This is a genomic window from Oceanobacillus polygoni, assembly GCF_008304605.1.
Lineage (GTDB): Bacteria > Bacillota > Bacilli > Bacillales > Amphibacillaceae > Oceanobacillus > Oceanobacillus polygoni.
On sequence record NZ_PIJY01000030.1, the window covers coordinates 317,311 to 341,799 of the forward strand.

Genomic DNA, 24,489 nt, shown 5'->3' on the forward strand with positions numbered 1-24,489 from the left:
CATTTTTTTAAATGAAGAAAAAACACAAAGAAAGCGTTACCATGGGAATTGTAAATAGATTATGAGGAGATGGTAAACATGATTATAGGGGTACTCAAAGAAATTAAAAATAACGAAAACCGCGTTGCGATGACGCCTGCAGGGGTAGTAAATTTAGTAAAAGCAGGGCAAACGGTCATTATTGAAAAGGACGCAGGATTAGGGAGCAGCTTTACAAATGAAGAGTATATCGAGGCTGGTGCTGAGATCATTGAAAGCGCTTCAGATGTTTGGGCGAAATCCGACATGATTATGAAAGTAAAAGAACCACTCCCATCTGAATATAAATATTTCCGTGAAGGATTAATTTTATTTACCTACCTTCACTTAGCTGCAGAGCCAGATTTGGCACAAGCGTTAGTCGAGAATAAAGTAACAGCGATCGCTTATGAAACGATTACGGTTAACCGTACACTGCCTTTGCTTACTCCAATGAGTGAGGTTGCTGGTCGTATGGCAACTCAAATCGGAGCACAATATCTTGAGAAATCAAAAGGTGGTAAAGGAGTTCTTCTCAGTGGAATTCCAGGTGTTAATCGCGGTAAAGTTACCATCATTGGTGGTGGAGCTGTAGGTACAAACGCCGCTCGTATTGCGCTCGGTCTTGGAGCTGAAGTTACCATTATAGACTTGAACCCAACACGTTTACGTGAATTGGATGATATCTTTGGTTCAAGCATTCAAACGTTAATGTCTAACCCTTACAATATTGCAGAAGCTGTGAAAACTTCTGATTTAGTAATTGGTTCCGTTTTAATCCCAGGTGCAAAGGCGCCAAAGCTTGTTAGTGAAGAAATGGTTAAATCTATGCAGCCGGGATCAGTGATTGTCGATGTTGCGATTGACCAAGGTGGAAACTTTGAAACTGTTGACCATCCTACAACTCATGATGATCCAATCTATGTAAAACATGATGTGCTACATTATGCAGTTGCGAACATCCCTGGTGCTGTACCACGCACAGCGACAGTCGGCTTAACCAATGTAACTGTACCATATGCAGCACAAATAGGTGCAAAAGGAGTTGCAAAAGCCATTCAAGATAACCCAGCAATTGGCACTGGTGTAAATGTCATGAATGGAAAAGTTACCTACGAAGCTGTCGCACGCGACCTTGGGTATGATTATGTTTCCTTAGAAGATGTAATAAACGAACCAGCAACAATATAACGTTAGCAAAATACCCTTCTCTTATACTTAGAAGGGTATTTTTTCACCTGGAGGGATAATGATGACAATCAGAAGTTATCGTGACACGTGGGTAGAAATATCACTTGATGCGATTCATAATAATGTACGTGTATTTAAAAACTATATCGGAACAAATAGCAAGCTAATGGCTGTTGTAAAAGCAGATGGCTATGGTCATGGAGCGGTCGAAGTTGCAAAAGAAGCACTCGCGTCTGGAGCGGACTATTTAGCAGTTGCTATCCTTGATGAAGCGATCCAACTTAGGGAGGCCGGGATTCATTCACCACTATTGGTACTTGGCTATACGCCTTTGCGTGCTATCCCAACCGCAATTAATTTTGATATTACCTTGACTGTTTTTACAGAGGAAATTGCACGTAAAATCAAAGAAGTTGCAGAAGAAAAGCAAAAACAAGCCCGCGTTCATATAAAAATAGACAGTGGAATGAATCGAGTTGGCATTCGTACTAAGGAAGATGCGCTTGACCTTGCCGCATCACTAGCATCTGATTTCGTCACCTTAGAAGGTATATTCACCCATTTCGCAGATGCTGATAATCTAGATGCAACCTATACTGAGAGTCAATTCCAATCATTTATGAATATAATTACCGCACTGGAGGAAAACCAAATATTCATTCCGATTAAGCATTGCTGTAACAGCGCAGCAACAATCGCTCACCCATCTATGCATCTAGACATGGTTCGAGTTGGTGTCAGCATGTATGGTCTATATCCGAGCGAACATTTAAAAGAAAAGATCACATTAAAACAAGCAATGAGTCTGAAAACAAAAGCCGTATACATCAAGACAATTGATACTGAACAAGCAATTAGCTATGGCTGCACCTTTACAACAAATGAAACTTCAACTATTGCAACGATACCTTTAGGATATGCTGATGGTTTCTCACGTTCCCTATCAAATAGAGGACATGTCACCGTACATGGAAAGCAAGCTCCTATCGTCGGCCGTATATGCATGGACCAATCGATGATTGACGTGTCTGCTATCGGAACTGTACAGCCCGATGATGTTTTTACTATTTTTGGTGATCCGAACGACGGCTATATCTCCATGGGTGAAGTAGCTGAACAAATGAACACCATCCATTACGAAACAGCTTGTTTGATCGGGAAACGAGTGCCGAGAATGTATGTAAAGGATGAGAAAAATTTGGACGCTGTTGCTAGCCATATTGAAACGTCCATTGATTTGGAAATTTATGCAGTTAATCAATAGTTAGATATTGATTAACTAGAACTGAAATAATAAGAAAAAGGTTAGCTTCCATCTATTTAGCTGGAAGCTACCTTCTAATCAAACTAACAATGAATACTACTTCTTTCTTCTCTCAATCATATCTCTTACTACATCAGGGTTCGTTCCCCCAGTTATCCTTCTTCTTGCTACAAACTGTTTTGGATCAATGATCGCTTGCCAATCTTCATTTTTAAGTTGAACATCGCTAAGCCATTCATTTACTTTCGCGAGTGGAACTTCATATAGTTCTTTTCCTGCTTCCTCTACCTTTTTGGCAATTACACTAGCTTTTTTATGCGCTAACCGAAATGAAATACGGTAATCTCTTGCCAATACATCTGCAAGTTCTGTAATCGTTATCATATTTTCTCTCGCTTGTTGAGAAGCACGTCCCTTATTAAACTCCAACGTAAGCATAACAGCACGCATTAATCGCAACACTCGTGTAGCTTTTTGATAACCTGCATATAGATGTGGTTGCAGATCGTCTTCCGTATCATTTATATCTCCAAAAGGGGTGTTATGAATCATATGAACTACAGCCAGCCCTTCCGCAGCCGCACTGCTTGCAATTGCACGAGAATGCTCAATGGAAACGGGATTTCTTTTTTGTGGCATAATACTGCTAATTTGAACGTACGCATTAGAAACCTTTATTAAACCTACCTCTTTTGAAGCCATACGTAACATTTCCTGAAGCCATCTTCCCATGTTAGTCATCAAACTTACTAGCGCCTGCGCTGCTTCAATTAGATAATCTCCTGTTCCAATTGCATCATATGAATTCTCTATCAATCCATCAAATTCAAGCAATTCCACCATTCGCTCTCTGTTTATAGGAAATCCGGTAGTAGTGATTGCTGCCGCCCCCATCGGAGATTGATTCACTGTCACAAAAGCTTGTTTCAATCTTTGAATATCTCGACTTAAATTATCATAAATAGCTACAAGGTAATGGCCAAATGTTGTTGGTTGAGCAGGTTGCGTATGCGTGTGAGCTGGCATAGTAGATTCAACATGTTTTTCTGCCTGGTAAAGAATTGCTCTATTTAATTGTTCTGCTTCTTTAATCGCTTGTTCAATATAATCTCTAATAACAATGCGATACATCGCTTCTCCCATATCATTTCTACTTTTTGCAATATGCATTTTTCCTGCCAGATCAGCACCAATAAGATTTCCAATCCGAGATTCTACGAGAAAAAAAAGATCCTCATGTTGAGAAGAATACATCAATTCAGCTCGATCAAGACATTCTACCTGCTTCACACCTTCTAATATTTCAGTACACTCATCACCTGTTAAAATCCCCTGCTCCATCAACATAATAGTATGTGCTTTATGGATTTTAAACATTGCTTCATATAAATACTTTTTTTGATCATCAAATATCGGCTTTAACAGTTCATCAATATAGGTCTTACCAGGAAATTCAACTCCTTCAGCCTCTTCAAACTGCTCCTTGATTCTATTCATTTCCTACACCTCAATATTGTGTAATATATTTCTTTACAGTTAGTTAACCTTACTTACCAATCATTGTAGCGGATTGCATTCTCCTTTGTAAAGCATTAATTTTTAAAATAATAACTAAACTTAAAATTAACTTTATTTTTAGTTTTGTAAACGTTGACATTAAGAAAGATTAATAGTATTATAATTTTCAATTAATAAGTTAACTTTACTAACCTATCGAAACATTATTGAATTTGAAAGGAGTGAAAATTATCGCTATCCGTAGTGTCCCCACAGATTCCAACTTACTAAAACTTTTAAACAAACGGAAAGTCTTACATTATATTCAACGGAAAGATGGACATTCTCGATCTGATATTGCAAAAGCACTAAAACTAAGTAAACCTACAGTCTCTAATATAGTTGATGAACTTTTAGAAGAAGGATGGATTCGAGAGAAAGAAAGTGAAAGAGCTAGTTCAGCAGGTGGCCGGAAACCATTTCAAATTTTCTTTAATGAAAACGCAGCCTATATTGTTGGAATTGATATTGGCGGGACATTAGTAGAAATCGCCATTATGAATTTAGCCGGGAAACTAATAAGTAAGACCGCTTTTTCCACCCAAAAGCATGTAGGTAATAACTTTATCCAAACAATTGCCAACTACGTAAACACCCTTACAGAGCAAAACGGACTAGAAAGCAGCCAGTTATTCGGAGTTGGCGTTGGCGTTCCAGGTATTACGGATGTTGATAGTGGAATTGTCATTGATGCGCCAAGCCTGAGTTGGAAAAATGTACCGCTTCAATCTCAACTTGAATCCCTTCTCTCATGTCCTGTTTATATTGATAATGATGTAAATGTTGCGGCGCTGGGTGAATATTGGAAAGGTGCTGGTAGAAAAAATAATAATATGATTATGATTACACTAGGTACTGGTATCGGGTGTGGAATTATAATTAATGGACAGCTTTATCGTGGAGCTTCATACGCAGCTGGAGAAATTGGTTATATGGTGACAGATAAAGATGCTGCTGATAAAAAGTATGAGCAAACATTTAGTGGCTACGGATTTTTAGATAGTCATGTTGGAGGACCATCCATTGCAAAAAGAATGCTTAACCATGCCGAAAAAAGAGAAGAAAAATGGACTGCGAAAAAAGTTTTTCAAATGGCAATAGATGGCGATCAACTAGCTTTAGATACGATAAACGATTCCCTATCGCACCTTTCTTTTGCATTAATTAATGTTATTTCCATTATCAACCCAGAGAGAGTTGTATTAGGTGGCGGCATTTCTAAATCAATGCATCACTTTTTACCACATATAACTTCCACCCTAGAGAAACACTTACCTGTTCAAACGGATATCACTATCACAACGGTTGAAGATGTCTCTTTATTAGGTGCTGGTTACCTCATACTTAAAGAACACGAGTCAATTTTAAAAGTATAAGTTTTTATTTTAATTTAAAGAGACTTCGGTCCTTTAAAATATTTTAATAGGGGGTTTTATTATGTTTAAAAGGTGGCAATTGGCTCTACTTGTAATATTGTTATCGATTGTAATGGCAGCATGCTCTAGTGATGATGAAAGTTCTGCAAATCAAGAAGATGGCGATATCACACTTGAATACTGGCAATATTCATTTGATTCAAAGGTCAGTTTGATGGATGAATTAATTGCGGAATTCGAAGAAGCAAACCCTGGGATTAAAGTAAAACAAACTAATTTCCCATATGATCAATACAATGAACAGGTAGCTGCACAAGTTCCAGCTGGTAGAGGACCTGATGTCATTAACCTGTTCTACGGTTGGGTTCCTACCTATGTAGATGCTGGTTATTTACAGCCGCTACCACAGGATGCTTTTCCACATGAAGATATAGAAAGTGAGTTTTTCCCATTAGTAGAGGCTACTAAAATGGATGGTGAATATTGGACAATACCAACTGCTGTAAGAACGCTCGCATTATTCTATAATAAGGACCTATTTGAAGAAGCAGGACTTGACCCTAATTCCCCTCCTGAAACATGGGAAGAACTAGAAGATTATGCCGTACAATTAACTAAAGCTGATGGCAACGGTCGTTTAGAACAATCTGGAATGGCATGGGAACCAGCACAGCAAGGTCACCATTGGCTTAGAGATGGCCTTACCCTTCAAGCGAGTGGTCAAGTATTAAGTGAAGATCGCAAAGAAGTTGTTTGGGCGAATGATCCCGCTGGGTTGGAAGCATTTAAATATTGGCTAAGTTTCCCATCTGAACTTGGAACGTCTGAACAAGGCTTTTATACGGATGATGTGACAGCCTTTGTAACAGAAAAGGCTGCTATGAATATTGATGGTTCATTTCGGGTTGGTACACTACAAAATGACGCACCCGATTTGAATTATGCAATAGCTCCACTTCCAGGAAAAGATGGACTATCAACAAATGCTTCTTTCTGGACAAATGGAATTACAGCTCGAGTTGAAGGCGAGAAACTAGAAGCTGCTACAAAGTTTTTAGAGTTTTTAACTAGTGACGATGTTATGGAAAGATGGCTAGACGCTACGGGTGAGTTACCTGCAAAAGAATCTGTTGCCATGCAGGATAAATATGTAAACGATGAAATTTATGGTCCTTTTATCGAATCCTTGCCTTTTGCTAATGCACATTTTTTTGTTGATGAAACTCGGGAACGGGATCTTGTTATTGACGCTGCTAACCGCGTGTTAATGGAAGGTCAAGACCCCGAAGAGGCATTTAATCAATTAGTAGAAGCTACCCAAAAACTCTATGATGAATACTGGGAAGAATAAACAATCTTTAACAAAGGGATCAAGGTGGCATGGCATACCTTGGTCCCTACCACTTAAAGGAGGTGCGACATGGAGCAATTTAAATCTCCACAGAACCAGAACAACAAAACAAATCTAGCTAAAAAGAAAAAGACTTCCCTTCTTCATAAATTTCGAGGAAACCTTAAATATCAAAAGTATTTATTTGTATACACTTGTTTATTGCTTCCAATTATTTTTTATCTTGGCATCCGAATTTTACCTACTCTATTTACGTTTAATGTGGGATTTAGAGATTGGAACCTTCTTTCCACAGATATACAACCTTTTGTTGGTATAGAAAATTATGTAACACTATTTCAAGATGAAATCTTTATTAAATCCATTTTTAATACACTCATCTATATTATTCTGGGTGTTTCTGGTCAATTATTATTTGGGATAATTGTAGCATTATTACTTCATAAAATTAATCGATTTGTTGGTTTTTTTAGAGTCATCTATTTTATTCCCTATGTAACTAGTATTGTTGCAATTAGTTGGGTATTCCAGTGGATTTTAATGGGTAACGGGATTATCAATGATGTATTAGTTAATCTTGGGTTCCCTGCTCAGCCATTCTTAAACTCACCAGATCAAGCAATTTATGTCATCATCGCAGCAATGATTTGGCAATCGATTGGTTTTCAGATGGTTCTCTTCTTAGCTGGGTTAGAAAATATACCAGAAATGCTTTATGAAGCTGCTGATATTGATGGAGCAACCGGTTGGCAAAAATTTTGGCATGTCACTGTTCCATTACTAAATCCAACGATTGTATTTTCTGCAGTAATTGGAACGATTACCTTTATCCAAGTTTCCTTTACCCAGGTCATTAATATGAGTATGGATGGAAGTGGCGGTCCTTTAAACTCTACCCTTTCAGTTGTTGTTTATATTTACCAGCTGGCCTTCAAGCAATTTGATATGGGGTTAGCTTCTGCGGCAACCGTCATATTATTCTTATTCATACTAGCTTTAACGATATTCCAAATGAAAGTTTTAACGAAGAAATTTGATTACTAGAATAGGAGGTGTGGAAGGATGAGATTCCGACGCTTATTGCCGTATCTACTTTTAATAATTGGTTCTGTTATTATGTTGTTTCCATTCATTTGGATGGTATCTACTTCCTTAAAAGCACCATTAGATATATTTAATTTGAGCATTATCCCTGAAAATCCAACCTTAGCGAATTATATTAAAATTCTTGAGGAGAGCATGTTCATTAAATGGTTTATGAATAGTATTATTGTCGCTCTGATTACGACGATAAGCGTTTTGTTTTTTGACACACTCGTTGGATATATTATCGCCAAGTTCTCCTTTGTTGGTCGTACAGTTATTTTCATCTTAATATTAAGTACGTTAATGGTTCCAACAGAAATGCTAATTATCCCGTGGTATATGATGAGTTCAGAATTTGGATGGACAGACACATACTGGGGTGTTCTTTTCCCAGGTCTCATGACAGGTTTTGGAGTATTTTTAATGCGACAGTTTATGGAGCAAATCCCTGATGATTTACTCAATGCTGCACGAGTTGATGGAATGAACGAGTATGCCATCTTCTTTAAAATTGCTGTTCCACAAGTTTGGCCAGCGATATCAGCATTAGGTATTTTTACATTCCTTAGTAACTGGAACGCATTTCTATGGCCGTTAATTGTCATTGAATCACCTAGTTTACGAACACTGCCGGTGGGATTATCATTCTTTTCCTCCGGCGAAGCTGAGTCCCAGTGGCATCTCATTATGACTGGGGCAACTATTTCGGTTATCCCATTAATTCTAGTATTTATCCTCCTACAGCGTCATATCATCAAAGGTATTACATTAACTGGTATGAAATAATTTACGTTAAAATATCCCAATCGGATTGGTGAATCCGATTGGGATTATTTTTATTCTACTCCATAGCTAATTAGGTTTGTGAATACACGGTAAGCACCAGGTACTTGATTATCGATTTGTCGATAGAATACTAAATTCGTATATAGATAGGTACCCTCGCCATATTCGGCAAGCAAGATCCCACTCGTAAATGGATCTTCATCTGGATCAGCCATGCTAACCAATGTCTCATAGCGTTCATCCCAATTCATTGGAAAATAGAGTCCTCTTTCTTGCACCCAATTATCCCAGTCGTGATTCGTAATTTCATTTGGGTAGTTAAATAACTTATGCTCGGGTTGTGTTAACGTTACTTCTGCATGCACGTCAGTTACGCGCCATTGAATGGACGGATTACCAATTTCTAATGGATACGGTGCGGTTGTATCTGTATTCCAGTTGTCATCTGGTTTATGATACTGTACCACGTAATGTCCTCCGCTCTCTACATATTCTAGCAATCTTTCATTATTTTCAGCTAGATCAGGTCGAGAAAGATATGCTCTTATTCCTGTAACAATCGCATCATACTGTGTCAAATCACCTGAAGCAAGGTCTGCTTCTGTAAGTTTCGTCACGTCCATCCCTGTATCTATTAAATAGTCAGCAACTTCGTCGAAACCACTTTCGATATAACCAACTTTTAAGTTGTTAGGTAGTAGCAACTCAAATGCAACGGTGTTGACTGTTGCAGGGTATTGAAAATATGAATCTTTAATATGGTCATAACTAATTTTCTGAACGGTCGTATCAAAGATTGCTCCATTTGCTTCAGCAAAAACATCGAAAGAATAATCTCCTTCTGTAATATCTGATGGCGGACTAACAGTAAACGTAACCTCTTCTATTTCATGCTGCTCTGTAAATGAAACTTCCTTCTCTACTGGATTACTTGTCCAACCCTCCGGGAGATTTAACGAAACAATTGCATCTTTCTTACCGTTATAATAGTTCTTTACTTGAACTTTAACAGGAATTTCTTCTTGAATATCAGCTGTATTGATTGTTAAGTTTTCCGGACTTGGAGCTACACTTAACTCAGGTAATACAGCAACAGTGCGATTAAACTCTATTAATTTACCAGACGTTTGCCCTTTTTCTTTAAATTCAACTTTCCCCATTAGGGTTGACTCATCATACGGTGCATAATATGGTTCATCTTCTGGCACCCTTATATCAAAAGTTACTTTCTTGGATTCATTCGGTTTTAAATGTTTCACTTTCTGTGTTCTGTCTCCACCCCAAGATTCCGGGGTCACCAGTGTTGCATCAATATGTTTTATTTTCTGGTTGCCCTCATTTGTAATTGTCATGGTTACTTGACCTTCCGAACCAGGTGTTAATACCTCCGTGTTGATTTCCATTTCCATATGAAGGCTAGAAGCTGCAAAACTCACCTCATGTAATTGCTCTTCTTTTAATTCAAGCTTATGAAGTAAATCATTCTTTAGATCACTTGACATTTTCGCTTTTCCTACTAATTTTTGAATCCTCTTTACATCCTTATGCGCGGATTGTGATACCGATAAAATCGCTTCTCTATCTGGATAGAGCTCGACAATTTCATCCAATTTTTGCTGTAACTTATTTAATTGCGTTTTCACATTTTTCGCTGGAACAATTTCTGCCCATTCATTAAAGTTGTATGGGATACCCGCAAACAACTCATTCGGATAATCTGTATGAACAGCTTCCTTTATCAATTCTAAGTGTGTTTGTCTAGGTTCGGCTGGAATATCCCTCCCCATCCCCTGACTTTTGTGCATATATCTTGACTCCTCTCCCAGCTGGGGATATGTCATTTCATATACAGGGTCATAATCACCAATTTCTATTGAAGTTGTTGCAGTTTCTTCCGATTCAGCAGGTAAATACAACTTTTTTACTTGCCAAGTGGATAATCCCTCTTCTAGCTGTTCTGGGAAAACAGTTGGATCAGCCGCATCTTCAAATGCTTGTTCAGATAAGATCGTTATCGCCCTATGGTGGCCATGCTGACTTTCAACATCCCGAAAAGAGGGCATTACAATGTCAGGCTGATAAGTTCGAATGAATCGAATAAAGCGTTCGTAGGTTAATTCCTCTCCCCATTTCTCCAACGTTTCATCTGGGGATTTGGAAAATCCAAAATCATAGATAGGGTCCGATGTAGTCTCACTTAAATGATATGCCTTCACCCCGGTAATTTTAGCTGCTTCAATCATCTCATTACTACGGATAATCCCTAAACCATTATCCAACTCTGTCCCAATCTCATTCTGTCCTCCTTCACCACGATTCGCAATTAAGCTTGAAGTTTTCACACCCAACCCTCTAGATAAGTAAGCAAGAAAATCACTGCGTTCATCATCCGGATGTGCTCCTGTGTTTAAAAATGTCACTGTAGTATTTAGTGGTTTTACTGCATTCCATAGTTCAACATCATGGTGACCATCTTCCTTCGCGTTACCTTTTAAAGGAATAAAAGATACGATGAGCAGTAGAATCAACAAGTAATGAAGCACCTTTCTCATTTTTGTAACCCCTTTCATTATTAGGTTAGTTCAATACTTTAAACCTGCTACCTCCTTTTCACATTAAGGTTAGTTAGTAATCTAAACTTACTAACTTTTCAGAATTAACTTCTCATAAAAACAATATCAAGTTAAAACTTCATTGTAAATATTAGATTTGTCCTATTTTTCTAATAATGAGAGGAGTGAAGTGGTATAAAAGATGCTATTGAACATAAAAAGTCTTGATATACAAAATGATAAATAACATTTCTATATCAAGACAGACTTAATCAGTGTTCTATACGAATCATTGAGCTCTATTTGTTAGATATTTTAACTAAAATCCTCTACCCAGCTAGGAACTTCTAAATCACATAGTATCTCGAGCTCCTGTTCTCTTTTCTCTATATAAGAACTAATTTCTTTAAGGTCTTGATCAACGATTGCGGGATGTGTCATTACTTCAACAGAAGCAGTGTCTAGGTGTTGTAATTTATTAAATATCTCATAATCAACACCCTCACCGTAAAAATCCAACCAAAGTGTTTCTGTAAGTAGAATTTCTGGATTTCCTTTTAAAGATTCAACATAGCGAACAGGAACATTGTATCGCTGAGCTAATTTAACAACAACTTCTTTCAACGGCTCCCATCCATGTATATGGTGATGGCTGTCAATGTGATGGAGGGGTAGACCTGTAGCTAAAAATGCATCGATTTGTGCGCACCATTCTCGCTCTACTGCATCTACATCAGCGACTCCCATTTCTATAAATGTATTTCTAAATTTAAAAAATCCTTGATCATCGAGAAGTGTCGGGACACTCCCACTAATCGGTTTACCCCAGGTTAGTACAAGATGAATGCCTACTTTTAGTAATGGATGCTTTTTTGCTTGTGAAACTGCATGGTTTACTGCTTTTCCATTCATCATTAAAGTTGTCGATCTGACAACTCCATCTTTATGCGCTTTAATAATTCCATCCGTAACACCTTTTGTTAATCCAAAATCGTCTGCATTAAATAATACTTTCATCGATAGTCCCCCCTTAAATACTTCCGATTATTCTCCCAACTGGTAATTCCGCTCAATCATGAAATTTGTCTTATCACCACGGAAAAACGAACGGGAAAATTCTACTTTTTTGCCTTTATCGTCTTCGGCAATTGTTTCGATATAAAAACATGGTGTTCCTACTTCACAGCCTAAATGCATACAAGAACGTTCATCTGCAAGTGTTATCTCAATTTGTTCAGTTGTTTTGGCGATGTGAACATGGAATTTTTCTTTTAATGATGCATACAAAGATGTTTCTGCATGTTCTTTCGTTATCCCCGGGGCAATATCCCATGGAATATAAGCTATTTCATATTGTGTTGGTTCACCATTTGCCTTGCGAACCCGTTCAATTCGCTGTATCGGATCATTGATAGATACATCAAGAGATTGCTGCAAAATTTCATTGGCTGGAACAACATGAATATCTATTAAAGTTATCTCTGCTTTTTTACCCTGAACAGCAATCTGATCACTATACCGTTTTACAGTTTGGGACAGTGTCTGCTTCACCTTTTGATCAGCGACAAAGGTCCCCTTCCCCTGCTGCCGTACTAAATAACCTTCAAGGGTAAGCTGATTTAAAGCTGTTCTCACAGTCGTTCTACTCACATCAAAGTCCTTACAGAGTTCCAACTCTGGAGGTATTTTTTCTCCCTTTTTATATTCATTTGACTTAATACGATTCAATAATTCTTCTTTTATATAGGCATGCAGTGATTGGTTTTTTTCCATGTCTGTACTCCTTCAAACATTGTATATGTAAAGTGTACAAGATATAAGAAATAATAACAATACTTATAATTGTAATTACAACTTATGAAATATGTATGGACATCACAATAATTGTATGATACATTTTTATTACAGAAGCAAATGACTTATCACAATGAAATTCATGCGCTTGTTAAAAGCAATAATTTTAAAGCGTTTCCAAATACATCATAAGGAGTTCATACAAAATGACACTAAAACTAGTAATTATCGGTGGAGGATCTAGTTATACACCAGAAATTATTGAAGGTATTATCCGTCGTCATGATTCATTTCCTGTAACTGACATCGTACTTGTTGATATTGAAGCTGGGCAAAAAAAATTAGAAATTATTGGGGATCTTTCATTACGAATGATAGAAAAATCAGCAAAACCTATTAAACTATCATGGACATTAGATCGAAAAAGAGCACTCATAAATGCTGATTTTGTTTCAACTCAAATTCGCGTTGGCGGTCTAGAGGCTCGTTCAAAGGATGAAAGAATCCCTTTGAGTCATGGGTTTATCGGACAGGAAACGAACGGTGCTGGTGGAATTTTTAAAGCTTTTCGTACCATTCCCGTATTAATAGAACTTGCTGAAGATATTCATACAATTTGCCCAGATGCATGGATGATCAATTTCACCAACCCTGCTGGAATTGTAACTGAGGCACTGTTGAAGCATTCAGCACATCAAAAGGTGATTGGTGTATGTAACATTCCTTTTAACATGCGCCATTCAACTGCAGAAATTTTAGGGGTGTCACCGGACAATGTAAAAATTCAATTTATTGGTATGAATCATTTCGTGTTTGGTCAAAAAGTATTTGTCAATGGGGTGGATCGCACAGAAGAAGTTCTGGAGAAACTAGTTGGAGATCATTTCGATTATTCACCAGCTAACATTGTTAACCTTGGTTGGTCTAAAACCTTTATCGAATCAACTAGACTGCTGCCTAATCCATATCATCAGTATTACTTCCAAACAAAAGAGGTCCTTGAGAAAGATTTGCAAGCCTATAAAGAAAATGGCACTCGTGCAGAAGTAGTACAACAATTAGAAGAATCGTTGTTTGAACTATATCGTAACCCAGAATTACGTGACAAACCAAAAGAGCTGGAAAAACGAGGAGGTGCATTTTATAGTGATGTAGCATGTAGTTTGATGGATTCTATCTATAACAATAAGGAGGATGTTCAAACAGTCAATACATTTAATAATGGTGCAATCCCAGATCTTCCAAATGATGCAGTAATTGAAGCCAATTGTATCATTACAAATCATGGTCCTAGACCAATTTCTGTTGGACCATTACCAGCAACAATAAAAGGATTAGTCTATCAAATGAAAGCATTTGAAGAGCTTGTCATTCAGGCTAGTATATCTGGGGATTACAACGATGCTTATACAGCTTTACTAATGAATCCATTAATTGGCGATGAAAAGCGGAGTAAAGTATTACTTGATGAGCTATTAGAAGCACATAAAGCTTATTTACCACAATTCAATTCAAGGGGGAATTAGAATGAACAATAAGTTTATGCAAAAATTTATTGAAATTGCCGGACGCATTGGAGCACAGCGTCACCTAGTGGCAATTCGTGATGGTTTTGTTGCAATTATGCCATTAATCATCGTTGGCTCACTAGCAATATTAGTTAATAACTTTCCACCACTTGGCGCGCTTAACTTTGTAGAGTGGATGAATGGAATATTTGGGGAAGGTAATTGGCAGGCAGTTGGGGGAAGTATTTGGAACGGAACATTTGCTGTACTAGGTCTATTAATTGCGTTTTCAATCGCTTATAATTTAGCTAAGTCCTATGAAGTTGATGGTCTATCTGCAGGTTTAATTTCTGCAGCAGCTTACATTATGCTTGTGCCAGAAACACCTGATTGGGGTCTGAGCTTTGCTTGGTTAGGAGCCCAAGGATTATTTGTAGCTATTATTATCGCACTCGTTCTTACGGAGCTATTTCGATTTCTCGTTAAATCCAAATTCACAATAAAAATGCCAGAAGGTGTTCCAGATGGTGTTGCAAGATCATTCACAGCTCTTATACCAGCAACAATTATATTAATTATCGTAGGGTTCTTCCAAGCAATGATGAATGTTTTTGCAGAAATAAGTATATTTGAAGTTATCTTTAATGTCATTCAAGAACCACTTCAAGGACTTGGTAACACATTACCAGCAGCAATAGTTGTTTCATTCCTTAATCATTTACTATGGTTCTTTGGATTACACGGCACAAATATTATCGGCTCTGTTATTGAGCCTGTATACTTACCACTAATACAAACAAACTTAGAACTGTTTCAGGGTGGAATGTCCGCATTTGAAGTACCTTATATCGTTACGAAGCCCTTCTTAGATTCATTCGTATTTATGGGGGGATCTGGGGCAACTATCGCATTACTAATTGCTATCTTTATCGTCATTCGGCATGAAAAAAATCATCCGTATCGAGAAGTTGCAAAGCTTTCTGCACCAGCAGGATTATTTAATATCAATGAACCAGTTATTTTTGGCTTACCAATTGTATTAAACCCTGTCATGTTAATTCCGTTTATTTTAGTACCTGTTACATTAACCATAACTTCTTATATCGCACTCGCAACAGGTATTGTACCAAAAACGGTAGCTATTCTACCGTGGACCACTCCACCAATATTGAGTGGTTACCTTGTAACAGGTGGAAGCTGGCGCGGTATTGCACTACAATTATTTAATTTAACACTTGCCGTATTAATGTATATTCCATTTATAATGGCAGGAGTTAGAGCATTAAAACAACGAATGGAGGGCTAATCATGTCCACAACAACAGAAGAAATGCAAATGCTTTCATTTAATATTATTTTGCACGCTGGAAATGCTCGATCACATGCGATGGAAGCAATTGCACTTGCAAAGGAATATAAGTTTGTAGAAGCGAATAAAAAAATCGAACAAGCAGAAGAAGAATTCAACGAAGCACATCATATTCAAACCGATTTACTACAAAAAGAAGCAAATGGTGAGAAAAATAATATAACGGTCATTCTCATTCATGCACAAGATCACCTGATGACAGCAATGACGGTTAAAGATCTTGCCTTGGAGATGATTGATATGTATAAAAAAATGGAAGCAATTGAGGAGGCTAACCAATGAAAATTATCCTTGTCTGTTCAGCAGGTATGTCTACATCCATGCTCGTAAAGAAAATGAAAGCATCTGCTGTTGAAAGAAATATAGAAGTAAATATAGAAGCAGTAGCAGAATCCCAGCTTAAAAATAACTTAGAAAATCTCGATGTCGTATTAATCGGACCACAAGTACGCTATCTCGAGAAGAAAATTAGAGAACAAGTAGAGCCTAAAGGAATTAAAGTAGATATCATCGACCAATTAGCATATGGTATGATTCAAGGAGATAAGGTTTTGGATCAAGCAATTCATTTAAAAAATAATTAATTTCAACCTTATTCTTTCTGTAAGACAATCAACTATCGAGGAAATTACAATTGTGATAGATGTAGGCAGAAAGAATTGAAAACCATTGCCCTCAAAATAAATAGAAGATCCTAAAGGAGAAGCCATAGTAAAGCAACTATGACTTCTCCGATTTATTTTACACCCATTTTGTTGTAATTACTTTCTTGCGTGTATAGAATTGCAGTCCGTCTTTTCCGTTTGCGTGTAAGTCACCGTAGAAGGAATCCTTCCACCCAGAGAATGGGAAAAACGCCATTGGTGCTGGTACACCAATATTAACACCTAACATACCAGCATGAATGGATTCACGGAATTGACGTACACTTCCCCCATCCTTCGTGAAGATACATGCACCATTAGCAAAGCGGGACTCGTTCGATAGTTTTATAGCTTCGCTTAGATCTTTCACACGTGAGATGGATAATACAGGTGCAAAAATTTCTTCTTGCCATATTTTCATTTCAGAAGTGACATTATCAAAGATCGTCGGTCCTACAAAGTATCCTTCCCGCTTTGCCGCTTCGTCCTGCCGACCATCCCTGACAAGCTTGGCTCCTTCATTTTCTCCAGCTTCAATATAGTTCAATGTACGCTCTTTATGCTGATCACGAATAACAGGTCCAAGAAATACTCCTTCATCTAAGCCATTACCGATTTCAATTTGATTCGCTTTTTGTGTAAGGAGCGCGATAAATTCATCTGCGATGGAATCTTCCACCGCTACAACAGATGCTGCCATACAACGCTCTCCAGCAGAACCAAAAGCTGCATTCATAATTTGTGTTGTCGCATTATCAAGATTCGCGTCATTTAACACGATAGCATGGTTTTTTGCACCTGCAAGTGCCTGTACACGTTTTAAATTATCTGTACCACGTTTGTAGACATACTCGGCAACTGGTTGAGAACCTACAAAGGAAATTGCTGCTACCTGTTTATGATCTAATAATCCGTTCACCACATCATGCGCACCGTGAACGATATTGAATACACCGTTTGGCAGGCCTGCTTCTTCAAGCAACGCAGCCAGTCGATTGGCGAGCAGCGGGGTACGCTCTGATGGTTTCATTACAAATGTATTTCCAGTAGCGATCGCCATCGGAAACATCCAGCACGGTACCATCATCGGGAAGTTAAAAGGTGTAATTCCGCCAATAACTCCTATCGGATAACGGTATACACCTGACTCCAACTCGGTCGCTATTGAAGGCAATTGCTCTCCCATCATTAACGACGGTGCTCCAGCAGCAAATTCCACGTTTTCAATTCCTCTTTGCACCTCACCATATGCTTCAGTAAAGTTCTTACCATTCTCAAGCGTTATCAGTCTAGCAAGCTCTTCATGGTTATCTACTAGAAGCTGTTGATATTTAAATAGAATACGAGCACGCTTTGGCACAGGAACTTCTTTCCATGTTAGGAATGCTTCCGCTGCTACTTGAACCGCATAATCCGTATCCTCTAGCGTCGATACAGGAACATGCGCAATCACTTCTCCAGTTGCCGGATTATAAACCTTCTCTGTTTTCGTTGCTTTTGCCTCAACCCATTTGCCACCTACGTAGTTTTTTAATATTTCTACCGTAGTTTGTGTCAATTAAATAACCTCCTAATATTTTTTAAACTAAAAAATCGTATAGAGTAAAACTGCAAGCCCCAACACTGTAGTTGGCAAAATAATACTAACTAGAAAAATAGGTTTATACGCTCTACTATGCGTTTCACCACAAATTGCACGTACTGTTGTTACAACATAGCCATTATGTGGAAGAGAATCCAATCCACCCGATGCTAATGCAGAAATCCGGTGCATTGACCCAGGATCCAAACCTTGACTCATATATATTGGAGCAAGAATAGGTAGTGCAATTCCAAGTCCACCAGACGCTGAACCGGTTATACCACATATGACTGTAACTCCAACTGCTAAACCTAATAGTGGTGGTCCCGGCATGTTAATAAGTCCGTTTATTAACATATCAAATGCCGAGACCTGTGCAGCAACACTTCCAAAACCAACTACTGCACACGTATTCGCCAGGGCGACCAATGCATTCTGCGTACCAGTTGCCAAAGAACCCCAAAATTCAGTAAGAAATTTATGCATCGCGAGACATGAAACTGTAATTCCAACAGTTAAAGCAATTAACAATGCAGTTGTAGGATTCATAAACTGCCCTAATATATTTAATAAAACAATAACCAGAGCAAGCGGAATAATTGCGACAACGACATTTGGCAAATCCCTTGTTTTCGGGTCTGGACTTATACGTTCCTCTTCCGCTGCTATACTAGCTGCTGTTTCCTCACTCGCTGTAGAAGCTTTTGGCAAGGAAAATACTTCTCCATTTGCAGAAGCCTTTCTAACCAATGCTCCAAGCCATAACCCTCCACCAATCATAATCAAGAAGGCGCATAAAACACCAATCCAACCTCCTGCAGTTGGTGTTGTTCCAAAGAATTCAGTTGGTATAATGTTTTGAATTTCAGGTGATCCTGGTGCAGTCATTGTAAACGAAATAGAGCCGAACACAAGAGCAGCAGGAATAAAACGATGTGGTAAATTAGCTGCCCTGAATAACGAAACAGCAATTGGATATACAGCAAAACCAACAACGAATAAACTAACTCCACCGTATGTCATAATAGCCGCTGCTGCAACAACGGCGAATACCGCTCGTTTCACTCCAAATTTCAATTTAATCCATTGCGCGATACTCTCTGCCGATTTTGTCTCCTGCATAAACTTCCCAAAAATTGCACCGAGCAAAAATACTAAAAACCATGAAGCAAAGTAGCCTGTGAAGCCAGTCATATAGTTATCCATCAATGCAGTCTCTAGATTCAATCCACCCGTAATTGCAATTACAACTGAGCTAATCAAAGCTGCAATAATAATATTAATTCCCTTCATTGTTAGGTAGACTAATAAAGCAAGAGCAGCAATTAATCCCAGCATTCCAAGAACTTCCATCACTTTTCCCCCTTGACTTGAACCTTAATGACGAATTGTTTTCTCTGCACGAAAATTGTATGAAAAGCAAATGTGATAAAGCTCTTCTATCTCCTGTTTCGTAGGTACTTTTGGATTGTTTTGCGGGCTTCCACTTGTCAGCGCATCTTCTGCCATTTTACTAATTGCAGCTTTGAAATCTGCTTGATCAATTCCCCATCCTTTCAAATTAGGGATATCCAATTCCAAACAGAGCTTTTTCACGGACGAAACTGTTAGATCAGCGGACTCCTCCTTTGAAAGGTGAATTGCATTCGGATTAAAAAATATTGCCAAATCAGCTAAACGATCCACACATGCATCTCTACTATAATCAAGTACAGCAGGAAGTAGCATCGCATTTGATATCCCATGTGGAACATGGAACAGTGCACCAATTGGTCTTGACATCCCATGCACGAGGCAGACCGAAGCATTTGTAAAAGCCATCCCTGCTTGTAATGAACCTATTGACATCTCTTCTCTTGCTACTAAATTACTTCCATCTTCATAACTAACTTTCAGATTTTTAACGATTTTTTCTATTGCAGATAGTGCCAGCATGTCTGTCATTGGTTGAGCACGCCTTGATAGATATGCTTCAATTGCATGACTTAGAGCGTCTACACCAGTAGCTGCTGTAACTGACTTTGGAGAAGATATCGTTAATAATGGATCTACAATTGCAACGTCAGGCATAAATAATGGCTGCTTAATCATCATCTTTACATCATTGCTTGTATTTGTAATGATCGTAGCATCTGTAGCCTCTGACCCAGTTCCAGCAGTAGTTGGAATGGATATATGCGGAATTGGTTTGTGTTCTACCAGCCTTTTTCCACCCATGTAATCACCAATATAAGCTCCATTCGTTGCTACAACAGCAACCGCCTTCGCTGTGTCAATACAGCTGCCTCCACCTAACGAAATGACTACATTACATTTTTCCTTCATACATAATTCAAGCGCCTCTGACACATAGATATCTGTTGGTTCTGATTCAACACCTAAATAGATAACGCTTTCAATTTTCTCTTTTAAAAGCAAATCCCTACACTCGCTAACATAACATAGGCTCTCCATTACTTTATCGCTAATAATAAGTGCCTTTTCTCCTTTTGCAGCTGCTTCCTTCCCTACCTTTTCAAATGCGTTTCTTCCATAGTAAATTGCTTGTGGTGTACGAAATACTGCATTATTCTCCATGTCTTCCCCTCCTATTTCCCTTTTAGTAGTATTCTAGCAAAAATCATGCCAATAATTCGCACACCAATATGTAAGCGTTTCAAATAAAAAGTGTAGCTTTACCGCTACACTTTTGTAGACATGTGTAGTTAAACAGCTACACTATTTATCCAGTCCATGCTTTCTTAATTTTTTATACAAAGTGGTACGATGAATCCCAAGCTTTTCCGCAGACCTCGTTTTATTTCCTCCTGTCTCTTCTAATACTTTCTTTAAAACTTCTTTCTCTTTATCTATCACTTCTTGCTGAATCAATGAAGGAATTCCTGTAAAATCGGATCTTTTTATGTAATTCGGAATATGATGTATATCAATAATTCGTGTTTCAGTTAAAATAACTAATTTTTCCAGTGTATTTACAAGCTCTCTTATGTTTCCATACCATGTATATCTCATAAAAACGGACATGGCTTCAGCTGTTATTTCTTTTTCTGGCACTTGATACTTCTTACATAAGTTAGTTAAATAATAGGAGATTAATAATGGGATATCTGTTGGCCTCTCTCTTAACGGCGGTATCGAAATTTCAATAACATTAATTCGATAATATAAGTCCTCACGGAATGATCCAGCACTCACCATTTCTAGCAGATCCCGATTTGTAGCAACAACGACCCTTGCCTTTAATTGCTTTTTTCGGATTCCGCCAACCCGTTCAAATTCCTTTTCCTGCAATACTCGAAGCAATTTTGTTTGCATGATCTGCGGCATCTCACCAATCTCGTCTAAAAAAATTGTCCCACCTTCAGCCAATTCTAATTTTCCTGGCTTCCCTCCTTTTTTAGCTCCTGTAAATGCTCCTTCTTCATAGCCGAATAACTCAGATTCAAACAGTTGCTCTGGAATTGCTCCACAATTAACACTGATAAATGGCCCTTGTTTAAAATGGCTAAGCTCGTGAATACTCTTTGCGAACATTTCTTTACCGGTACCACTTTCCCCTGTAATTAACACCGTTGCATCTGTTTTTGCAACTTTTCTAGTAATTCTTTTCAAATGAGCAATCTGTTCACTCGTACCTATGATTCTCTCAATAGACACATTTTCTAATAAACTTTCCTGTTTTGGCTTTTCATTTTCACCTGCAGTTGATTGCATCGTTTTTTCAAGAAAACGGTCATAAATTCGATATAACTCTGTCACCCCTTCAAAAATTAACATCCCAATTGCACCGACAAGCTTTTCATTTTTCCATATTGGTATACGATGAACGACCATCGGTTGTCCTTGAATATATTGGATAACACCTCGTTCCGGCATACCATTCTTAGCGGTATTATGCAGATTGGTATTCTCAATGACCTCCTGAACCGGTCGCCCGATCGCATCTTTTTGGCCCACTCCTGTAAAACGACTGTATGCCTCATTAAATTCAATGACAATACCTTCCTGATTAACTACTGCAACCCCTTCATAGGCACTGTCGAGAATAACATCCAGTACTTCTGCTGTATGAGAGGTTTGGTTGAGTTCCTCAATATAGGATGTTAGACATTGCAAAATTTCTTTTCTCGTTAACATTCCAATTAATTGATGTTTTTCATCGGTTACAAGAAAATAGTTATATGTTAGATTATAGAGTTCTAAGATGGATTCACTCGCACGAACAATATAAAAATCATCTTTTGATATATAATTAAAGATCGATTCTTCCGTGGCGCCTATTAGAAATGCTTGTAACAGCATCTTTGACGTCATAATTCCAACTGGATTCATTGAGCTTCCTACAATTGGTAAGCAATCTACTTGTAAGCTGCACAGAATCTCAGCGGTTACATTTACTTTTTCCTCTAAATGTACGGCTTTAGGATTGGGAATCATCCATCTTTCTACTCGAACTTCTACCTCTTTTCCAAGCTCCTGCGAATTTATTTGCAGCATTTTCTCAATCCCCCATATACGACAGTATACTTTATTCTTTTTATTCACTAGCGTTGCATTAAATTCTTAAGAAAAAGTCAAGCATTAGTAACTTTAATCTATACAATCATTCCCCCATAATTGGAATGTGGGGTAGCTTTCGTCCCAGTCTCTCTAGGTATGACCGAAAAATATAGTTTTCTCTTCCTTTGCAATGTGTATTGGAGAATAAAAAGTCCGTCAGTTTTGTCAAATTATTAAAAAGATGCAGGCTCGATGATCGACGATTCCAAGCAACAATAGCATCTTGCCAACACGTTATTCCATGGATCTAGTTTATCATCTTTCTAGTCCTTTATTAACTTTGGCGTTTCGATATAGTGAAACTCCATTACATCCGTCCATTGGAATTTTTCATTATCCTCAAATAAAGTATCTTTGATGGGATTCGACCTGTTCGTTACAAAATGGCATTCAAAAATAAGACAGTAATATGTCCCCCATTGCTTAATTCTATAAGCGTTTGAGGACACTAGGTTATTCGTATTTTGACTTATCTTCTTTTTATCTTGCTCATATCGTTGTTTTTCCCTTTACAAACCGATTTTCCGGTAACTTTAAACCAAGATGATCCCGCAACGTGTCACCTTCGTAATCCAACCGGAATAAACCTCTTTCCTGCAATAGTGGAACTACTTGCTCAACAAAATCTTCCAAATCCCTTGGTAACAGCGGAAATTGAATCATAAAACCATCTGTCGCCTTTTCCTTAAACCACTTTTCCATCTCGTTCGCTACTTGAGTTGGTGTACCAATAAATCCATCTCTTCTAGCTGCGCCGAAAAATCTTGTGTAGAGATCACCAACCTTTAAGTTCTCTTCGTCAATAATCTTTTTCATTTCATTAAATTGACTCTGTATACTATTTACTTTTGGAAATTCCACTTCTTTGGCTGGCGTGTCTAGGGAGTATGTTGAGAAATCCACATTTCCCATATATCCGGAAACAAATTTCAAACTTTCATATGGATCAATCAGTTTTTGTAACTCATCATATTTTTCATGTGCGATATCTTCCGTTTCACCCACAATTGGCGATATTCCATGGAGTATATGAAGTTCCTCTTCACCCCTGTCATAATCCGTTAATTGTGATTTTAATGTTTGATAAAATTGTTTTGATTCTTCGATACTATCCCAATGGGTGAAAACGACTTCCGCGGTACGGGCTGCAAGTCGTTGTCCGGGAATGGACGCTCCTGCTTGAATAACTACTGGCTGACCTTGATTCGACCTCGCAATATTTAATGGTCCTTTTACGGAGAAAAATTTCCCTTTATAATGAAGCTCGTGGACTTTATCAGGATCAAAGAACTTCCCTGTTTCTTTGTTATATATAAAAGCGTCGTCCTCCCAAGAATCCCATAATCCTTGCACAACATCAACGAACTCCTCAGCTCGTTCATATCGGTGATCATGTTCCCAATGCTTTTCTCGGGTAAAGTTTAATGCCGTTTGTCCAGTCGCATCGGCAGTCGTCACAACATTCCATGCAGCACGACCTTCACTTATATGATCGACAGAAGCGAACTGACGCGCAAGTGTATATGGTTCGCTGTATGTTGTAGAAGCTGTGGCCCCAATACCTATTTTCTCTGTTGCCGCAGCTAAGGCTGTTATGAGTACAATCGGGTCAAATCGGTTGACGATTTGTGGATGTGATTCATGGTTGATTGCTAAACTGTCCGCAACGAACGCAAGATCAAATTTTCCCTTTTCAGCAATTTGTGCTAGTTTTTGCATGGCCCTCACATCAATACTCGCATTTGGACTTGATGCTGGATGCCGCCATGAGGAAACATGCATACCTGTTCCAATTAAATATGCTGCTAATTTTAGTTGTCTTTTTGTCACTTTTTTCTCTCCCTAAACCATT

At 38.1% G+C, this 24,489-nt stretch carries 19 protein-coding genes; 10 read left to right on the forward strand and 9 right to left on the reverse strand.

From position 1 onward, the window contains the following. Positions 1–78: 78 nt before the first annotated feature. Positions 79–1,209: an alanine dehydrogenase gene (gene ald, locus F1560_RS16205; protein ID WP_149475689.1), complete on the forward strand. Its 1,131-nt coding sequence runs from the start codon at positions 79–81 to the stop codon at positions 1,207–1,209. 61 nt (positions 1,210–1,270) lie between these two features. Beyond that, on the forward strand, positions 1,271–2,473 hold the full coding sequence (gene alr, locus F1560_RS16210) for an alanine racemase (RefSeq protein WP_149475690.1): 1,203 nt from the start codon (positions 1,271–1,273) through the stop codon (positions 2,471–2,473). A 96-nt stretch (positions 2,474–2,569) separates the two neighbouring features. On the opposite strand, the gene argH is transcribed toward alr, so the two are convergent. Continuing rightward, complete coding sequence (gene argH, locus F1560_RS16215) at positions 2,570–3,970, reverse strand: argininosuccinate lyase (protein WP_149475691.1); 1,401 nt, start codon at positions 3,968–3,970, stop codon at positions 2,570–2,572. A gap of 242 nt (positions 3,971–4,212) precedes the next feature. On the opposite strand from argH, the gene F1560_RS16220 reads away from it, so the two are divergent. The 4 genes from F1560_RS16220 (at position 4,213) to F1560_RS16235 (ending at position 8,629) form a co-directional block, all read left to right on the forward strand. After that, complete coding sequence (locus F1560_RS16220; protein ID WP_149475692.1) at positions 4,213–5,406, forward strand: ROK family transcriptional regulator; 1,194 nt, start codon at positions 4,213–4,215, stop codon at positions 5,404–5,406. A 61-nt stretch (positions 5,407–5,467) separates the two neighbouring features. After that, the gene (locus F1560_RS16225; RefSeq protein WP_149475693.1) at positions 5,468–6,757 is read left to right on the forward strand and encodes a sugar ABC transporter substrate-binding protein; all 1,290 of its coding nucleotides are present in this window, start codon (positions 5,468–5,470) and stop codon (positions 6,755–6,757) included. A gap of 69 nt (positions 6,758–6,826) precedes the next feature. Then, positions 6,827–7,801, forward strand: a complete 975-nt coding sequence (locus F1560_RS16230) for a carbohydrate ABC transporter permease (protein WP_149475694.1) — start codon at positions 6,827–6,829, stop codon at positions 7,799–7,801. 18 nt (positions 7,802–7,819) lie between these two features. Then, positions 7,820–8,629, forward strand: a complete 810-nt coding sequence (locus F1560_RS16235; RefSeq protein WP_149475695.1) for a carbohydrate ABC transporter permease — start codon at positions 7,820–7,822, stop codon at positions 8,627–8,629. 50 nt (positions 8,630–8,679) lie between these two features. On the opposite strand, the gene F1560_RS16240 is transcribed toward F1560_RS16235, so the two are convergent. The 3 genes from F1560_RS16240 to F1560_RS16250 form a co-directional block, all read right to left on the reverse strand. Beyond that, positions 8,680–11,181, reverse strand: coding sequence for a PIG-L family deacetylase (locus F1560_RS16240; protein ID WP_149475696.1), 2,502 nt, complete (start codon positions 11,179–11,181; stop codon positions 8,680–8,682). Between the two features lie 315 nt (positions 11,182–11,496). Next, complete coding sequence (gene chbG, locus F1560_RS16245; protein WP_149475697.1) at positions 11,497–12,198, reverse strand: chitin disaccharide deacetylase; 702 nt, start codon at positions 12,196–12,198, stop codon at positions 11,497–11,499. Positions 12,199–12,225: 27 nt separating this feature from the next. Further along, complete coding sequence (locus F1560_RS16250) at positions 12,226–12,954, reverse strand: GntR family transcriptional regulator (RefSeq protein WP_149475698.1); 729 nt, start codon at positions 12,952–12,954, stop codon at positions 12,226–12,228. A gap of 227 nt (positions 12,955–13,181) precedes the next feature. Here F1560_RS16250 and F1560_RS16255 point away from each other — a divergent pair, with 227 nt between their 5' ends. From F1560_RS16255 to F1560_RS16270, 4 genes are read left to right on the forward strand one after another with little or no spacing between them, the layout of a single operon-like run. After that, the gene (locus F1560_RS16255) at positions 13,182–14,501 is read left to right on the forward strand and encodes a 6-phospho-beta-glucosidase (protein ID WP_149475699.1); all 1,320 of its coding nucleotides are present in this window, start codon (positions 13,182–13,184) and stop codon (positions 14,499–14,501) included. A 1-nt stretch (position 14,502) separates the two neighbouring features. Continuing rightward, positions 14,503–15,789 carry a PTS sugar transporter subunit IIC gene (locus F1560_RS16260; protein ID WP_149475700.1) on the forward strand — a complete coding sequence of 429 codons (1,287 nt, stop codon included), beginning with the start codon at positions 14,503–14,505 and terminating at the stop codon, positions 15,787–15,789. A 2-nt stretch (positions 15,790–15,791) separates the two neighbouring features. Next, entirely contained in the window at positions 15,792–16,133 is a 342-nt protein-coding gene (locus tag F1560_RS16265; protein WP_095307487.1) for a PTS lactose/cellobiose transporter subunit IIA, read from the forward strand. Beyond that, the gene (locus F1560_RS16270) at positions 16,130–16,435 is read left to right on the forward strand and encodes a PTS sugar transporter subunit IIB (protein ID WP_149475701.1); all 306 of its coding nucleotides are present in this window, start codon (positions 16,130–16,132) and stop codon (positions 16,433–16,435) included. The genes F1560_RS16265 and F1560_RS16270 overlap by 4 nt, the downstream gene beginning before the upstream one ends. A 157-nt stretch (positions 16,436–16,592) precedes the next feature. On the opposite strand, the gene F1560_RS16275 is transcribed toward F1560_RS16270, so the two are convergent. The 5 genes from F1560_RS16275 to F1560_RS16295 form a co-directional block, all read right to left on the reverse strand. Further along, positions 16,593–18,053: a CoA-acylating methylmalonate-semialdehyde dehydrogenase gene (locus tag F1560_RS16275; RefSeq protein ID WP_149475702.1), complete on the reverse strand. Its 1,461-nt coding sequence runs from the start codon at positions 18,051–18,053 to the stop codon at positions 16,593–16,595. A 27-nt stretch (positions 18,054–18,080) separates the two neighbouring features. Beyond that, a complete protein-coding gene (locus F1560_RS16280; RefSeq protein ID WP_149475703.1) occupies positions 18,081–19,430 on the reverse strand; it encodes a GntP family permease in 1,350 nt (449 codons plus the stop codon). Positions 19,431–19,454: 24 nt separating this feature from the next. Then, positions 19,455–20,654 (reverse strand): iron-containing alcohol dehydrogenase, encoded by a 1,200-nt coding sequence (locus tag F1560_RS16285; RefSeq protein ID WP_149475704.1) that lies wholly within the window; start codon positions 20,652–20,654, stop codon positions 19,455–19,457. A gap of 141 nt (positions 20,655–20,795) precedes the next feature. Further along, positions 20,796–22,574 carry a sigma 54-interacting transcriptional regulator gene (locus tag F1560_RS16290; protein WP_149475705.1) on the reverse strand — a complete coding sequence of 593 codons (1,779 nt, stop codon included), beginning with the start codon at positions 22,572–22,574 and terminating at the stop codon, positions 20,796–20,798. A gap of 552 nt (positions 22,575–23,126) precedes the next feature. After that, positions 23,127–24,467 carry an LLM class flavin-dependent oxidoreductase gene (locus F1560_RS16295; protein ID WP_149475706.1) on the reverse strand — a complete coding sequence of 447 codons (1,341 nt, stop codon included), beginning with the start codon at positions 24,465–24,467 and terminating at the stop codon, positions 23,127–23,129. Positions 24,468–24,489 lie beyond the last annotated feature (22 nt).

Coding starts and splice junctions, on each gene's coding strand:
- F1560_RS16285 (WP_149475704.1), bottom strand. CDS start 20,654: ATGGAGAATAATGCAGTATTTCGTACACCACAAGCAATTTACTATGGA.
- F1560_RS16265 (WP_095307487.1), top strand. CDS start 15,792: ATGTCCACAACAACAGAAGAAATGCAAATGCTTTCATTTAATATTATT.
- F1560_RS16235 (WP_149475695.1), top strand. CDS start 7,820: ATGAGATTCCGACGCTTATTGCCGTATCTACTTTTAATAATTGGTTCT.
- alr (WP_149475690.1), top strand. CDS start 1,271: ATGACAATCAGAAGTTATCGTGACACGTGGGTAGAAATATCACTTGAT.
- F1560_RS16270 (WP_149475701.1), top strand. CDS start 16,130: ATGAAAATTATCCTTGTCTGTTCAGCAGGTATGTCTACATCCATGCTC.
- F1560_RS16255 (WP_149475699.1), top strand. CDS start 13,182: ATGACACTAAAACTAGTAATTATCGGTGGAGGATCTAGTTATACACCA.
- F1560_RS16240 (WP_149475696.1), bottom strand. CDS start 11,181: ATGAGAAAGGTGCTTCATTACTTGTTGATTCTACTGCTCATCGTATCT.
- chbG (WP_149475697.1), bottom strand. CDS start 12,198: ATGAAAGTATTATTTAATGCAGACGATTTTGGATTAACAAAAGGTGTT.
- F1560_RS16260 (WP_149475700.1), top strand. CDS start 14,503: ATGAACAATAAGTTTATGCAAAAATTTATTGAAATTGCCGGACGCATT.
- ald (WP_149475689.1), top strand. CDS start 79: ATGATTATAGGGGTACTCAAAGAAATTAAAAATAACGAAAACCGCGTT.
- F1560_RS16250 (WP_149475698.1), bottom strand. CDS start 12,954: ATGGAAAAAAACCAATCACTGCATGCCTATATAAAAGAAGAATTATTG.
- F1560_RS16280 (WP_149475703.1), bottom strand. CDS start 19,430: ATGGAAGTTCTTGGAATGCTGGGATTAATTGCTGCTCTTGCTTTATTA.
- F1560_RS16290 (WP_149475705.1), bottom strand. CDS start 22,574: ATGCTGCAAATAAATTCGCAGGAGCTTGGAAAAGAGGTAGAAGTTCGA.
- F1560_RS16225 (WP_149475693.1), top strand. CDS start 5,468: ATGTTTAAAAGGTGGCAATTGGCTCTACTTGTAATATTGTTATCGATT.
- F1560_RS16230 (WP_149475694.1), top strand. CDS start 6,827: ATGGAGCAATTTAAATCTCCACAGAACCAGAACAACAAAACAAATCTA.
- argH (WP_149475691.1), bottom strand. CDS start 3,970: ATGAATAGAATCAAGGAGCAGTTTGAAGAGGCTGAAGGAGTTGAATTT.